Below are 12,592 nucleotides of genomic sequence, written 5' to 3' on the forward strand. Positions count from 1 at the left end.
AACAGCTCAGCTGTCGAACCGGTCGAGCGCCTTTTCCGCCTGGCCGCGCTCGAAGTCGCCGAGCTTGCGGGCGATGGCGCGGTATTCGCGGATCAGGTCGTCGTCGGCCGGCATCCGTCCGGCCAGGGCCTGCAGGGCGCGGCGGCACTCGTAGTCCGAACCGATCCCGTCAATGACCGGAAGCAGCGCCCGCGCGGCGGGAGCATCGGGCCTGGTCCGTTCGAGCAGGCTTTCGACGGCCACCCGCCGCTCGTAGTCCGAGCCGATGGTGGACAGCGCAGTGGCGAAGGCGCCGACCGCCTGGGCGTCGCTGCCGACGTGCTGGCCCAGCGACTGCAGGGCGACGCGCTTTTCGTAGTCGGAGTCGACCGTCTTGACCGCGTCCAGCGCGCGGGCAAGGGTGGCCGGCAGCAGCGGCTGCTTGGCCAGGGCCTGCAGGGCCACACGCATTTCGTAGGACGAACCCATGTCGCGCAGGGCAGCGACCCAGCGCTGCTGCAGCGCCTCGTCGGCGCCCAGCCTGGGCGCGGCCTTCTGCAGCAGCACCCGCCGTTCGTAGTCGCTGTCGATGCCGGCAGCGCCGTCGAGCACCGTGGCCAGCGCGGCCCCTGACAGCGAGGCATTCTTTACCGCGGCGACCAGGGCCACGCGGCGCTCGTAGTCACCGTCGAGCTGGACGGCGCGGTCGACTCCGGCGGCCACCGCCGGCGCGTCCAGGCCAGGCAGTTCGAAATAGACCCGCAGGTATCGGCCGCGGGCGTTGCTGTTGACGATGCGGTCGATCTCCATCAGCACGGCGCGGCTGCCGCCCTCCGCATGCAGCCGGGCGACGCGCTGTTTGGCACCGACGCCGGTCTCGCGCAGCATCCGCGGCAGGGCCTCGGCCAGCCAGCTGCGGGCCTCGGCGTCGAAGGGCCGCTCGCGCCCGTCGACCCGGTACTTTCGCTGGATCGAGCCCTTCTCGTCCTCGAGCTCAAGGCGGCGCGTCACCCCACCGGTAGTTTCCTCGAGGGTCAGCTCGTCCTCGATGGCGATGAAGTCATCCTCGGCATCGCTGAGCTCGAAATCTCCGTCGGTCTTCAGGGTCAGCTCGTAGCCCGGGCGGTCGATGTGGTAGCGCAGCGACTTTCCGAAAAAGGTGTCCATGTGCATGACCGACACCGTGCCGTTCTCCGCCGGCGGGGCAGGCGGGGCCGGGGGCGGCGGCGGGGCCGGAGGCGCAGGCGGGGCGATGCCGGCGGCGGCGATCACGCCCTGCGGCGGTTCGGGCGGGGCAGGGGGGGCGGGCGGCGCTGGCGGAGCTGGCGGAGGGGGCGGCGCTGGCGCCTGCCCGGCCTCGTCGGCCAGCTCGATACGCTGGCCGGCCTCGGCGGGTGCGGCGCCGATCACCGGCAGGAGCACGGCGCAGGCGGCCAGGGTCAGTGCCAGCAGGAACTGCTGCAGGCGGCTGGGCTTGGAGGATGTCATGGTGTTTTCCTCGATGAGTTGCTGGATCCGCTCCAGCAGGGGGGAGGGGCGCCGGGCCATGGCGGCAGCCAGCGGATGGGCATCGCGCAAGGCGCGGTGTTCGGCGCACTGCAGCAGGGATTCGGCCAGCGCCCGCGGGCTGCCGGTACGCTCGGCGGCCCAGCGGTCGCAGGCCAGCTCGGCCAGGGCATCGAGCCGACGCAGGGCCAGCGGAGCCAGTGGCGACAGACCGGCCACCGCGATCAGCCCGAGGCCGAGGCGCCACCAGGCGTCGCCGCGGCGCAGATGGGCCAGCTCGTGGGCCAGGGCCGCCCGGCGCTGCTCGAGACTCAGTCGCTCGAGCGTCCACGGCGGCAGACAGATCACGTCCGGGGGCCAGGCGGCCGGGCCGGACAGTCCGTGATCCAGGCGCAGCCGGGCGCTGATCGGCCCGAGGCCCAGAGACTCGGCGGTCAGCCGGGGCAGGCTCGAGATCCGCCGCGATTCGGCCTGCCATTGGTGGGCGCGGCGCAGGACCGCGGCGGCGAGCACGGCCAGCCAAAGCCAGCCGGCAAGACCGGCGATGGCGGCCCAGGCGGCCCGGGCGGGCGGGGCCGCGGCGGGGACAGCGGCGCTCACCGTCGAGGGGCTCGCGACGACGGCCGGCGCGCTCCGGGGAGCCGGCGCCGGTAAGACAGGGGAAACCGCCGGCGCGGCGATACGGTTCGGCTCGGACCGGGGGGATGCGGCGATCGGCGCAGCGGCGGGGGCAGGGGGAGCGGCGAGATCCGCCAGCGGGGACTCGACCTGCCAACTGCCGCGTGGTCCTGCGGCCGGCAGGCAGAGCACCAGCAATGGCAGCAGGAAGGCCGCGCGCCAGGCCTGCTCGCGCAGGGCGGCGCCGCGCAGCAGGCCAGCGCGCTCCAGCGCCCAGACCAGGCCCAGCAGCGCGCTGGTATGCAGGCAGAGCTGCAGCCAGCCGGACAGCAGTGAAATGCCCAGTTCAGTCATGGCGGCCGCCCTTGTCGGCGTCGAGCAGGGCCCGGGCGCGGGTCAGGTCGCCGGGCTGGATCTCCTCCTCGCGCAGCAGATGGGCCAGCAGGGCGCGGGCATCGCCGCCGAACAGGCTGCCGAGCAGGCCGCTGACCATCGACCGTCGCACCTCGTGCTCGGCGATACGCGGGCGATAGCAGACCTGTCGACCGTCGCGGCGGGCGCTCAGCAGGCCGCGCTTCTCCAGTCTCGACAGCAGGGTGGCCACCGTCGTGTAGGCGAGGTCGCGGCTGCCCGCCAGGGCCTCGGCGACCTCGGCCGTGCTGGCCTCTCCACGCGCCCAGAGCACGCGCATCAGGTCCAGCTGGAGGTCGGAGAGGGCGATGTCCCGGTTCTCGTCCATTTCGTCTTCTACAGGTGTCGTACTACAGTTGTAGAAGAAATACCCCAGTCGGACACGGGCCACAAGTCATGGGTGTCGCCGACGCCCGGCTGAACGACGCTGGACCCCCTCTCCCGCGGCGCCCTCGGCTCGAATAGAATCCGCGCCGATCTTCCGCCCGGCGGCCGCGCTGGCGCCCGGTCCGCGGAAGTGAACCCTCCCCGCCTCCCCTGTTTCGCGGTGTCCTGCATGGGTCATCCGTGCCTGTCGTGCGGCGCCTGCTGCGCCCATTTCCGTGTTGCCTTCCACTGGTCCGAGGCCGAGCCCTTCCTGGGCGGGACCGTGCCGCCACAGCTGACCGAGAAGCTCGACCCCCATCGCCTGGCCATGCGCGGCACGCAGGCCCGGGCACCGCACTGCACCGCGCTGCAGGGAGCCGTCGGCGGGGAGGTGGCCTGCGCCATCTATGCCCAGCGGCCCTCCCCTTGCCGGGAGTTGGAGGCGGCCTGGGAATTCGGCCGGCCGAGCCCGCAGTGCGATCGCGCACGCGCCGCCCATGGGCTGCCGGCGCTGACCCCGGACAGCTGGATCGATCCCCTCGGTCCCGGCCAGGCGCCCCTGCCGCGCAGCGCCTGACGCGCGGGTGGGGCTGGGGCACACTGCCCGCTCCCCCTGCCGGAGTCGCCGATGACACCCCGTCCCTGCCCCTGGCCCCGGCTTGAGCGCATCGGCCTGGTCGCTGCCGTCACCGCCGCCCTGATCGCCTCGGGAATCGCCCCGCACGATCGCCTGACCTGGTTCATGGAGGTGGTCTGGGTGGTGGTCGGACTCCCTCTGGTGGTGCTCCTCTGGCCGCGCTTTCCGCTCAGCCGCCTGCTCGGCTGGCTGCTTGCCCTGCACGCCCTGGTGCTGGTCTACGGCGGCGCCTATACCTACGCCCTGACCCCGCTCGGACTCTGGGCACAGGAGGTCTTCGACCTGGCCCGCAACCACTACGACCGGCTTGGACACCTGATGCAGGGGTTCGTCCCGGCCATCCTTGCCCGCGAGCTGCTGCGACGTCTGACCCCGCTGCAGCCGGGCGGCTGGCTGGCCTACCTGTGCGTCGCCGCCGCGCTCAGCTTCAGCGCCTTTTTCGAGCTGCTGGAATGGTGGGCGGCGCTGATCTGGGGCGGCGCGGCCGACGCCTTCCTCGCCACCCAGGGCGACGTCTGGGATACGCAATGGGACATGTTCTGCGCCCTGCTCGGCGCCTGCCTGTCCCTGATGCTCTTTTCGTCCCTGCATGAGCGGCAGCTGGGCGGGCTGAAGGGCTGATTGCGGTGTGGCGATCCGGTTTGGGTGCGAAGTGCGCATTCGAACCGGCGCATCAAAGGGGCCGGCTTTCTGTGGGAGCGCCCTTGGGCGCGACCGCGGAGATCCGCTCTGGCCGCGGTCCGTGGTGAATCCCTAGCGCTGCGGTCGCGCCCAAGGGCGCTCCCACAGTCGGGTCTCGTTGAACTGCGCGAATGCGGTCGAAAGAGGGCAGATTTCAGACGCGCCGGAAGGGCGCAAACCGGACCTGGCAGCGCCCTTGCGTGTAGGAGCCAGCTTGCTGGCGATCGTCCCGTCCGGCGCGCCTGTCGCCAGCAAGCTGGCTCCTTCATTCGGGTTCTGCGGAAGGTCTGCTTTGCGCCCATTGCTGGTCCGGCCGCCTCCCTCGGCCACTCCCAGGTCTTCGGCCCGATGCCGAGGCCCGATGTGAACGCGCTCACCCCGATTTCACGATGGGGTTAGGATGCGGGGACCATTTCCGAGGGGGAGATTGCCAATGCGCCTGCTCAAGGGCCTGTTTTTCCTGATCGTATTCCTGGTCGCGGTCTTTGCGGGGGTCGGCTGGTTCCTGCCGGACCGGGTCGAGGTGGAACGCGACATCGTCATCGACCGGCCGCCGGCCGAGGTGTTTGCCCTGCTCGACGGATTCGGCCGCTTCAACGAGTGGTCACCCTGGCGCGACTACGATGCGACCGCGACCTACGAGTACGCGGGGCCGGCGCGCGGCGTCGGGGCGATCATGCGCTGGCGTGGGGACGCCGGCGAGGGCTCGCAGGAAATCGTCGCGATGGAGCCGCCGAACTCGATCACCGTGAAGCTCGATTTCGGCACGGACGGCGTGGCCACGTCCCACTACCTGCTGCGGCCCGCCGGCGCCGGCACGCGACTGGTCTGGCGCTTCGAGTTCGACGCCGAAGGCCATCTGGTTTCGCGATGGTTCAACCTGTTGCTGGACCGGATGATCGGCCCCGACTACGAGCGTGGCCTGGCCGACCTCAAGGTGCTGGCCGAGTCGCAGCCGGCCGAGGTCGCGCCGCCGCCGGCCGAGGAGGCGCCGCAGGAGCCGATGGAGGGCGAGGCAGCCGAGGCCGGCGAAGAAGCGGCGGCCGGCGATGGCGCGGAAGAGGCGCCGGCGGAAGCCTCCACCGAGGGCGACGCGGGCTGATCCGCCAGCGGACCGGCGGCGGCCGGACTGGCGCAACGAAAAACGGCCCCGCAGGGCCGTTTTTCATGTCGCACAGGTGCTCACAGACTCAGGCCACGAACAGCGCCTTCATCTTCTTCATCGCCTGCGACTCGATCTGGCGGATGCGTTCGGCGCTGACGCCGTACTCGTCAGCCAGATCCTGCAGGGTCACCTTGCCCTTCACGTCCAGCCAGCGGCGACGGATGATGTCGCGCGAGCGCTCGTCGAGACGCGCCAGGCCCTGACGCAGGCGCTCGAGCTGGTCGCCCTCCTCGTCGTCGCGCTCATAGGTCATCGACGGGTCGGCGCCATGATCTTCCAGGAAGGCTGCCGGCGCGGGCGGCACGTCATCATCGGCGTCGACCGGAGCGTCGAAGCCGATGTCGCGGCCGTTGAGCCTGGCTTCCATCTCCATCACCTCGGCGACCGGGACGTTCAGGTCGCGGGCCACGGCCTGGACCTCGTCCTGGTTCATCCAGCCCAGGCGCTTCTTCGACTTGCGCAGGTTGAAGAACAGCTTGCGCTGCGCCTTGGTCGTGGCGACCTTGACGATGCGCCAGTTGCGCAGGATGAACTCGTGCATCTCGGCCTTGACCCAGTGCACGGCAAAGCTGACCAGACGCACGCCCTGGGTCGGGTCGAAGCGCTTGACCGCCTTCATCAGGCCGATGTTGCCTTCCTGGATCAGATCACCCATCTGCAGGCCGTAGCCGTTGTAGCCGCGGGCGACGTGAACCACGAAGCGCAGGTGCGAAAGCACCAGCTGGCGGGCGGCGTCCAGATCGTCCTCCTCGCGGAAGCGATGGGCCAGATCCTGCTCTTCCTCGAGGGTGAGCATCGGAATCCGGTTGACGGCGGTGATGTAGGCATCCAGCGAACCCAGCGCGCTGGGAATCGGCAGGTTGTTGGCTACCAGGGCAGTCGACATCGTTTTCTCCATGGGGCCGGAGTCTAGCACTCGAGGTATTAGAGTGCTAAAGCCAGCGTGAAGTTCCCCTTAGCCGATGCCACCGCTGGGGCATGAATTCATGCATCCGCAAGCTTCCCGGCGCAAACCTAACTGGGGACGGCGACGCCGGATTCAAGCCCGGGCCCGACCCCAGGCGCGGCAGGGCGCTCAGTGGGGATCGCGCCAGAGCCGGAACAGGGTGATCCCGACCAGCAGCCCGGCCTGGCCCAGCAGCACCGCCAGCACCCCGCCGCCGCCCGCCATCAGGATCACTCCGGACACGAGCACCGAAAGCCCGGTCCACGGCACACCCGAACCCATTTCCTTCTCGCCGGCGTGCCAGAAGAAGGCGGCGCAGGCCAGGGCGAATACGAAACCCATCGAGTAGAAGGGCATCTTCAGGCCTCCGCAGGCAGCGACCAGTCGATCGGCCGGCCGCCGCGCCCGCGCAGATAGCGGTTGGCGGCCGAGAAGTGTCCGCAGCCGATAAAGCCGCGGTAGGCCGAGAGCGGCGAGGGATGCGGCGCGCGCAGGACGCAGTGGCGCTGGCGGTCGACCAGGGCGCCCTTCTTCTGTGCGTAGCTGCCCCAGAGCATGAAGACCAGCCCCTCGCGCTCGCGGTTGAGCAGGTCGACGATGGCGTCGGTGAAGCCTTCCCAGCCCTTGCCGGCATGGCTGCCCGCCTGCCCGGCGCGGACGCTGAGCACGGCGTTGAGCAGGAGCACGCCCTGGTCGGCCCAGTGGATCAGGCAGCCGTGGCGGGGTTTGGGCAGGCGCAGCTCCGGGTCGCGCTCGATCTCGGCGAAGATGTTCTGCAGCGAAGGCGGCGGCGGCACGCCGGGCGGCACCGAGAAGCTCAGGCCATGGGCCTGGCCCGGGCCGTGGTAGGGGTCCTGACCGAGGATCACCACCCGCACCGACTCGAAGGGCGTGTGGTCGAGCGCGGCGAACATCTGCGCACCGGGCGGGTAAACGGTGCGCCCGGCGCGCTTCTCGGCGCGCAGGAATTCACCGAGGCCCTGCATCGCCGGGCTTGCGAACACCGGCGCCAGGCGCGATTTCCAGGACGGACCCAGGCGAACCCGCGCCTCGCCCGCGGCCTCGGCACTCATGCCTTCGACTGCGCGACCTTGTCCCGCATCATCCGGCCCACCCGCAGCTGGAAGAGCAGCTTGGTGACCAGCAGGCGCTCCTCGATCGGCTTCTGCACCAGGTCATTGGCGCCCAGGCGCAGCAGGGCCGACTGGTTGGCCGGGTTGTCATCGCCGGTCATGACCAGAATCGGCAGCTGCGATTTGGCATAGCCGAACACGTTGCGGACATGCTCGAGCAGGTCGTGGCCGGTCAGCCCGCCCTTGAGGTAGACATCGGTCAGCACGATGTCGGGACCGGGAATGCGGCCCTGGGCCATGGCCGTCTCGAGGTGGGCGATGGCGTCCTCGACGCTGATCACGTGGATCACCGACAGACCGTTCTTTTCCAGCATGCGCCGGGTGGCCATGGCCACGACCTTGCTGTCCTCGACGTAGAGCACCTCGCCCCCGCCGCTGTTGCCGCCAGCGACGTAGCCGTGGATGAAGGTGGTCAGCGCGGCAAAGCCGAGCGACTTGTCGAAGTAGTCGGTGACGTCATCGCCGAAACTGCGGTTGACCAGGCGCTCCTGCACATCGCCGGAAACGACGATGATCGGGATATAGGCCTGCGGCGCGTGCTCGCGGACGTAGTGGGCGAGTTCCAGGCCGTCCATGTCCGGCAGACGCAGGGCGGTGGTGACCAGGTCGACCACACCCTCCTGCAGGGCGGCCTTGGCCTCGGCGCCGGTCTCGCAGGAGATCACCGAGACGTTCGGCACGTCCTTGACCAGCAGGGTCTCGATCATCCTGCGCACGACCTTGGACCCGTCCACGACCATGATCCGCGGACTGTCCGAACTGATATGCCGGGTGATGCCGGCAACGCTCATGCGGTGCTCTCCGACTGTCTGAGGTGGTGGCCCACGGCCGCGGCCGCGCCCGCCATGCCGAGCAGGGCGGCAAGGGCTGCGACCGCCAGCAGCTCGCTGGCCGACCAGAGTACCAGCCTGAAGCTGCCGCCGTAGCTTGCCACCAGCCGGGCCAGAGGCGGCGCCAGCCAGCTGCCGGCTAGCCAGGTCACGCCTCCGGCGATCGCGCCGGCAAGACCGCCGTAGAGCGCGCCAAGGTAGAGGAACGGGCGGCGCACCCAGCGATCGGTGGCGCCGAGCAGGCGCAGGGTGAGGATCTCCTCGCTGCGGTCCTGGATCTCCAGCCGCACCGTGTTGCCGACCACCAGCACCAGACCGGCGCCGAGCAGGGCGGCGGCCAGCAGGGCCAGATGCCGGGCCAGCTGCAGCCAGGCGGCGAGGCGCTCGCGCCAGGCGGCGTCGTGGACCACCTGATCGACGCCGGGCTCGGCGCGCAGCGCCTCCACCAGGGCATGGTCATCGGCCCCCTCGCGCGGCGCGACCAGCAGCACCCAGGGCAGCGGATTGCGCTCCAGCACCGCCAGGGTCGGCGCCAGGGCGCGGTCGGCCTGGAGTTCGCTGAGGCCCTGCTCGGGACTCTGCAGGACGACCTCGGCCACCCGCGGGTCGGCATTCCAGCGTGCCGCCGCGGTGCGTGCCGCAGCCGAGTCGGCCGCCGGATCGAGGAACACGGCGATGTCGCGTGATTCGCGCAGGCCGGCGCTGAAGCGCTGCGCCTCCTTGACCAGACCGCCAAGGCAAAGCGGCAGGGCCACCGCCAGTGCCAGCACCGCCAGGGTCAGCAGGCTGGCGAAGGGCCGCGCGGCCAGCCGGCCGAGCGCATCGGCCAGCGCCGTGCGGTGGGCGCGGCGCCAGGCGGCAAAGCCACCGATCCTCGGACCGCGGCTCATGAACCGCCCTCCGCGGGCGGGCGGAAGTCGTCGATCAAGCGGCCGTGATCCAGGACCAGGGTGCGCCGGCGCATGCGCTTGATCAGGGGCAGGTCGTGGCTGGCCACCAGCACCGAGGTGCCGCGGGCCGGCAGCTCGGCGAAGACCTGCATGACGTCGGCGGCCAGTTGCGGGTCGAGATTGCCGGTGGGCTCGTCGGCGACCAGCAGGGGCGGCTGGGCGACGATGGCGCGGGCGATGCCGACACGCTGCTGCTCACCCGCCGAGAGCATGGCCGGACGGGCCGCACCGCGGTCGCCGAGGCCCAGGCGCTCCAGCACCGAACGCACCCGCTTGCCGATCTCGGCGCCTGCGTAGCCGGCGATCAGCAGTGGCAGGGCGACGTTGTCGAAGACGCTGCGGTCGGCCAGCAGGCGGTGGTCCTGGAACACCACGCCGACCCGTCTGCGATGCGCCGGCAGGGTCCGCCGGCCGAGCTTGGCCAGGTTGCGGCCCTCGAACAGCACGGTGCCGCGGCTGGCTCGATCGGCGCCATTGACCAGGCGCAGCAGGGTGCTCTTGCCGGCACCGGAGTGCCCGGTGACAAAGACCATCTCGCCGGCTGCGACCTCGAAGCTGACCTCGGACAGCGCCTGCAGTCCGGCGGCAAAGCGCTTGCTCACCGCGTCGAAATGCAGCAACGCACTCACGGCAGCGGACTCCGGTTGGCTCTCATCAGCGTACCAATGTGTTCAGTTCGAAGATCGGCAGGAGGATGGCGAGGACGATGAACAGTACCAGCCCTCCGACCGCGATGATGACCAGCGGGCCGAGCGCGGCGCTGGCGACGCCGACCGCGGTGTCCAGTTCGCGTTCGCCATGGGCGGCCGCCTCGTCGAGCATGGCGTCGAGCCGCCCGCTGCGCTCACCGCTCTGCACCAGGCGCACGGCGATCGGCGGGAACTGCCCGCTATCGGCCAGCGCGCGGCCGAAGCCCTGGCCCTCGCGCACCCGCTGCGCCACCCGACCCAGGGCCTCGCGCATCGGCAGGGTGGTGACCACCTGGGCGGCGATCTGCAGGGCCTCCAGCAGGGGCACGGCGCTGCTCACCAGCAGGGCCAGGGTGCGGGCGAAGCGCGCACTGTCGGCGGCCCGCAGCAGTGGACCGAACAGCGGGACCGCCAGCAGGCCGGCCTGGATCCGGCGGCGGCCGGCCGGGGTACGCAGGGCGGCCAGCACGGCGCCGATCACGACCAGCGCCATCAGGCCGATCCAGGCGCCCTGCTCACGCAGCCCGTCGGAGACCGCGATCAGGGTGCGCGTGGCCCAGGGCAGGGCCTGGCCCTGCTGGACGAAAACCGTGGTGACCTGGGGCACCACGTAGACCATCAGCCCGCTGACAACCGCCAGGGCCACCACGGTGAGCAGCAGGGGATAGGTCAGGGCCATCAGGATGCGCTGACGCAGCGCGGCACTGGCCTCGGCGTGGTCGGCCAGGCGCCGCAGCACCTGGTCAAGCCGCCCCGCGGATTCGCCGGCCGCCACCGAGGCACGGAACAGCCGGGGGAAGGTATCCCCCTGCTCGGCCAGCGCGCTGGCCAGCGCCGCGCCTTCCATGACCCGGGCACGCAGGGTGAGCACCACGGCCTGCAAACGGCCCTCGCTGGCCTCGGCCAGCGCCGACAGTGCCTCGTCGATCGGCAGGCCGCTGCCGACCAGCACAGCCAGCTGGCGCGAGAACAGGGCGAGCTGGGCGGTGCGCAGACGCTGCCCGGGGCCACCGCCCTCGCCGAGCGCGGAGACCTCCAGCGGATGCAGGCCGCGCTCACGCAGCAGAGACCGCGCCGCGCGGGGGGTATCAGCCTGGACCACCCCGCGTTGGCGGCGGCCATCGGCATCCAGAACCTGGTAGGCAAAAGCGGGCATCGCGGAAGTTTACGGGAAGGCTCACCGCTTCTTCGCCGGACGAAGCCGCCGCGGATCGGGCCATCGGCCTTGCCGCACCGCCGCATCCGGCTCAGACTTGCGCCCTCCCCGCCCTGCAAGCCGAGATCCGATGCCTGCCGCCCAGGTGCTGGTGGTCGACGACGAACCCGACATCCGCCAGCTCGTCCAGGAGATCCTCGAAGACGAAGGCTATGCCGTGCGCACGGCCGCCCACGCCGAGGCGGCCCGGTCGGCGGTGGCGGAGCGGGTGCCCGATGCCATCCTGCTCGACATCTGGATGCCGGAGACCGACGGCGTAGCCCTGCTGCGCGAATGGGCCGAGGGCCCGGGCCTGCCCTGCCCGGTGGTGATGATGTCCGGCCACGGCACGGTCGAGACCGCCGTCGAGGCCACGCGTCTGGGCGCCTGGGACTTCATCGAGAAACCGATCGCCCTGGCCAAGCTGCTGATCACCCTGCAGCGGGCGCTGGAAGCCGGCGCCCTGCGCGAAGCCAACCAGGCCCTGCGCGCGCAGATCCTGCCCGAGCTGGCTCCGGTCGGCGACAGCGCGCCGATCCGCGCCCTGCGCGAGCAGCTCGGCCGGCTCGCCCGCCACGAGGCGCCGGTGCTGCTGCGCGGCGAGGCCGGTACGCGCAAGGAGTCGCTGGCGCGCTGGTTGCACCAACTCGGCGACCGCCGCGACGGGCCCTTCGTCACCGTCGCGGCCGGGGCGATCAGCGAGGCCCAGGCAGCCAGCACCCTGTTCGGCGCCGAGGAGGGCGGCGTGGTCTCCCCCGGCCTGCTCGAGCGGGCCCAGGGCGGCAGCCTGTTCCTCGACGAGGTGGCGGCGCTCGGCCCCGAGCTGCAGCGGCGCCTGTGCGCCGCGCTGGAGCGCCGCGAGCTGCTGCGCGTCGGCGGTCTCAAGCCGGTGCCGCTGGACGTGCGGGTCATCGCGGCCACCGCCATGGACCTGGAGGCCGAGCGCGCCGCCGGGCGCTTCCTCGATGAGCTGTACTTCCAGATCGCGGTCGTCCCGGTCGAGGTGCCCGCCCTGCGCGACTGCGTCGAGGACATTCCGGAGCTGGTCTCGAGCATTGTCGAGCAGCTGGCCCGCCAGCAGCTGCCGCCGCGCGAGTTCAGCACCGCGGCGCTCAAGCGCCTGGCCCGGCATGACTGGCCGGGCAATGCCCGCGAGCTGCGCAACCTGGTCCAGCGCCTGCTGCTGCTCGGCGAGCCCGGGCCGGTCAGCCTGGCCGAGGTCGAGTCCGCGCTCGGCCAGCGCGGGGCGGCCGCGCGGGAGCCCGGCGAGGGTTTCGAGGTCGCCCTCGACCTGCCCCTGCGCGAGGCCCGCGAGCGCTTCGAGCGCCACTATCTGCTGCAGCAGCTGCAGACCGTCGGTGGCAGCGTCGGCAAGCTGGCCAAACTGGCCGGCGTCGAGCGCACGCATCTCTATCGCAAGCTGAAAGAGCTGGGCGTGGACATCCGCGCCAGCAGGGAGGCCTGACATGCCGGGGCACAGCTCGCC

At 71.4% G+C, this 12,592-nt stretch carries 13 protein-coding genes; 4 read left to right on the plus strand and 9 right to left on the minus strand.

Annotation, left to right across the window (positions count from 1 at the left end; all coding sequences use genetic code 11):
- Nucleotides 1–6 precede the first annotated feature (6 nt).
- Both M0G41_RS01780 and M0G41_RS01785 read right to left on the minus strand, forming a co-directional pair.
- Nucleotides 7–2,457, minus strand: coding sequence for a M56 family metallopeptidase (locus M0G41_RS01780; protein WP_248204533.1), 2,451 nt, complete (start codon nt 2,455–2,457; stop codon nt 7–9).
- Nucleotides 2,450–2,842 carry a BlaI/MecI/CopY family transcriptional regulator gene (locus M0G41_RS01785; RefSeq protein ID WP_248204534.1) on the minus strand — a complete coding sequence of 131 codons (393 nt, stop codon included), beginning with the start codon at nt 2,840–2,842 and terminating at the stop codon, nt 2,450–2,452. Before M0G41_RS01785 ends, M0G41_RS01780 begins: the two co-directional genes overlap by 8 nt.
- A gap of 228 nt (nt 2,843–3,070) precedes the next feature.
- Here M0G41_RS01785 and M0G41_RS01790 point away from each other — a divergent pair, with 228 nt between their 5' ends.
- The 3 genes from M0G41_RS01790 to M0G41_RS01800 all read left to right on the plus strand — a co-directional run bounded on the left by M0G41_RS01790 (nt 3,071) and on the right by M0G41_RS01800 (nt 5,300).
- Entirely contained in the window at nt 3,071–3,457 is a 387-nt protein-coding gene (locus tag M0G41_RS01790; protein WP_248204536.1) for a YkgJ family cysteine cluster protein, read from the plus strand.
- Between the two features lie 51 nt (nt 3,458–3,508).
- On the plus strand, nt 3,509–4,138 hold the full coding sequence (locus M0G41_RS01795) for a DUF2238 domain-containing protein (RefSeq protein WP_248204538.1): 630 nt from the start codon (nt 3,509–3,511) through the stop codon (nt 4,136–4,138).
- 493 nt (nt 4,139–4,631) lie between these two features.
- Nucleotides 4,632–5,300: an SRPBCC family protein gene (locus tag M0G41_RS01800; protein WP_248204541.1), complete on the plus strand. Its 669-nt coding sequence runs from the start codon at nt 4,632–4,634 to the stop codon at nt 5,298–5,300.
- Between the two features lie 88 nt (nt 5,301–5,388).
- Here M0G41_RS01800 and rpoH read toward each other — a convergent pair whose 3' ends face one another.
- From rpoH to M0G41_RS01835, 7 genes are all read right to left on the minus strand, one after another.
- Complete coding sequence (gene rpoH / locus M0G41_RS01805) at nt 5,389–6,261, minus strand: RNA polymerase sigma factor RpoH (RefSeq protein ID WP_248204543.1); 873 nt, start codon at nt 6,259–6,261, stop codon at nt 5,389–5,391.
- A 177-nt stretch (nt 6,262–6,438) separates the two neighbouring features.
- On the minus strand, nt 6,439–6,666 hold the full coding sequence (locus M0G41_RS01810) for a hypothetical protein (RefSeq protein WP_248204544.1): 228 nt from the start codon (nt 6,664–6,666) through the stop codon (nt 6,439–6,441).
- Between the two features lie 2 nt (nt 6,667–6,668).
- A complete protein-coding gene (gene ung / locus M0G41_RS01815) occupies nt 6,669–7,382 on the minus strand; it encodes a uracil-DNA glycosylase (RefSeq protein ID WP_248204546.1) in 714 nt (237 codons plus the stop codon).
- Entirely contained in the window at nt 7,379–8,233 is an 855-nt protein-coding gene (locus tag M0G41_RS01820) for a response regulator (RefSeq protein WP_248204548.1), read from the minus strand. The genes ung and M0G41_RS01820 overlap by 4 nt, the downstream gene beginning before the upstream one ends.
- Nucleotides 8,230–9,162, minus strand: a complete 933-nt coding sequence (gene ftsX / locus M0G41_RS01825) for a permease-like cell division protein FtsX (RefSeq protein WP_248204549.1) — start codon at nt 9,160–9,162, stop codon at nt 8,230–8,232. The genes M0G41_RS01820 and ftsX overlap by 4 nt, the downstream gene beginning before the upstream one ends.
- The gene (gene ftsE / locus M0G41_RS01830; protein ID WP_248204551.1) at nt 9,159–9,851 is read right to left on the minus strand and encodes a cell division ATP-binding protein FtsE; all 693 of its coding nucleotides are present in this window, start codon (nt 9,849–9,851) and stop codon (nt 9,159–9,161) included. The genes ftsX and ftsE overlap by 4 nt, the downstream gene beginning before the upstream one ends.
- Nucleotides 9,852–9,876: 25 nt before the next feature.
- The gene (locus M0G41_RS01835) at nt 9,877–11,067 is read right to left on the minus strand and encodes a type II secretion system F family protein (RefSeq protein WP_248204553.1); all 1,191 of its coding nucleotides are present in this window, start codon (nt 11,065–11,067) and stop codon (nt 9,877–9,879) included.
- Between the two features lie 130 nt (nt 11,068–11,197).
- On the opposite strand from M0G41_RS01835, the gene M0G41_RS01840 reads away from it, so the two are divergent.
- Complete coding sequence (locus M0G41_RS01840; RefSeq protein WP_248204555.1) at nt 11,198–12,571, plus strand: sigma-54-dependent transcriptional regulator; 1,374 nt, start codon at nt 11,198–11,200, stop codon at nt 12,569–12,571.
- The last annotated feature ends 21 nt before the right edge of the window (nt 12,572–12,592 follow it).

The organism is Pseudomarimonas salicorniae (assembly GCF_023156535.1).
Lineage (GTDB): Bacteria > Pseudomonadota > Gammaproteobacteria > Xanthomonadales > Xanthomonadaceae > Pseudomarimonas > Pseudomarimonas salicorniae.

Excerpts from the sequence above, each read along its gene's own strand:
- M0G41_RS01780 (WP_248204533.1), bottom strand. The coding sequence starts at position 2,457 with ATGACTGAACTGGGCATTTCACTGCTGTCCGGCTGGCTGCAGCTCTGC.
- M0G41_RS01785 (WP_248204534.1), bottom strand. The coding sequence starts at position 2,842 with ATGGACGAGAACCGGGACATCGCCCTCTCCGACCTCCAGCTGGACCTG.
- M0G41_RS01790 (WP_248204536.1), top strand. The coding sequence starts at position 3,071 with ATGGGTCATCCGTGCCTGTCGTGCGGCGCCTGCTGCGCCCATTTCCGT.
- M0G41_RS01795 (WP_248204538.1), top strand. The coding sequence starts at position 3,509 with ATGACACCCCGTCCCTGCCCCTGGCCCCGGCTTGAGCGCATCGGCCTG.
- M0G41_RS01800 (WP_248204541.1), top strand. The coding sequence starts at position 4,632 with ATGCGCCTGCTCAAGGGCCTGTTTTTCCTGATCGTATTCCTGGTCGCG.
- rpoH (WP_248204543.1), bottom strand. The coding sequence starts at position 6,261 with ATGGAGAAAACGATGTCGACTGCCCTGGTAGCCAACAACCTGCCGATT.
- M0G41_RS01810 (WP_248204544.1), bottom strand. The coding sequence starts at position 6,666 with ATGCCCTTCTACTCGATGGGTTTCGTATTCGCCCTGGCCTGCGCCGCC.
- ung (WP_248204546.1), bottom strand. The coding sequence starts at position 7,382 with ATGAGTGCCGAGGCCGCGGGCGAGGCGCGGGTTCGCCTGGGTCCGTCC.
- M0G41_RS01820 (WP_248204548.1), bottom strand. The coding sequence starts at position 8,233 with ATGAGCGTTGCCGGCATCACCCGGCATATCAGTTCGGACAGTCCGCGG.
- ftsX (WP_248204549.1), bottom strand. The coding sequence starts at position 9,162 with ATGAGCCGCGGTCCGAGGATCGGTGGCTTTGCCGCCTGGCGCCGCGCC.
- M0G41_RS01835 (WP_248204553.1), bottom strand. The coding sequence starts at position 11,067 with ATGCCCGCTTTTGCCTACCAGGTTCTGGATGCCGATGGCCGCCGCCAA.
- M0G41_RS01840 (WP_248204555.1), top strand. The coding sequence starts at position 11,198 with ATGCCTGCCGCCCAGGTGCTGGTGGTCGACGACGAACCCGACATCCGC.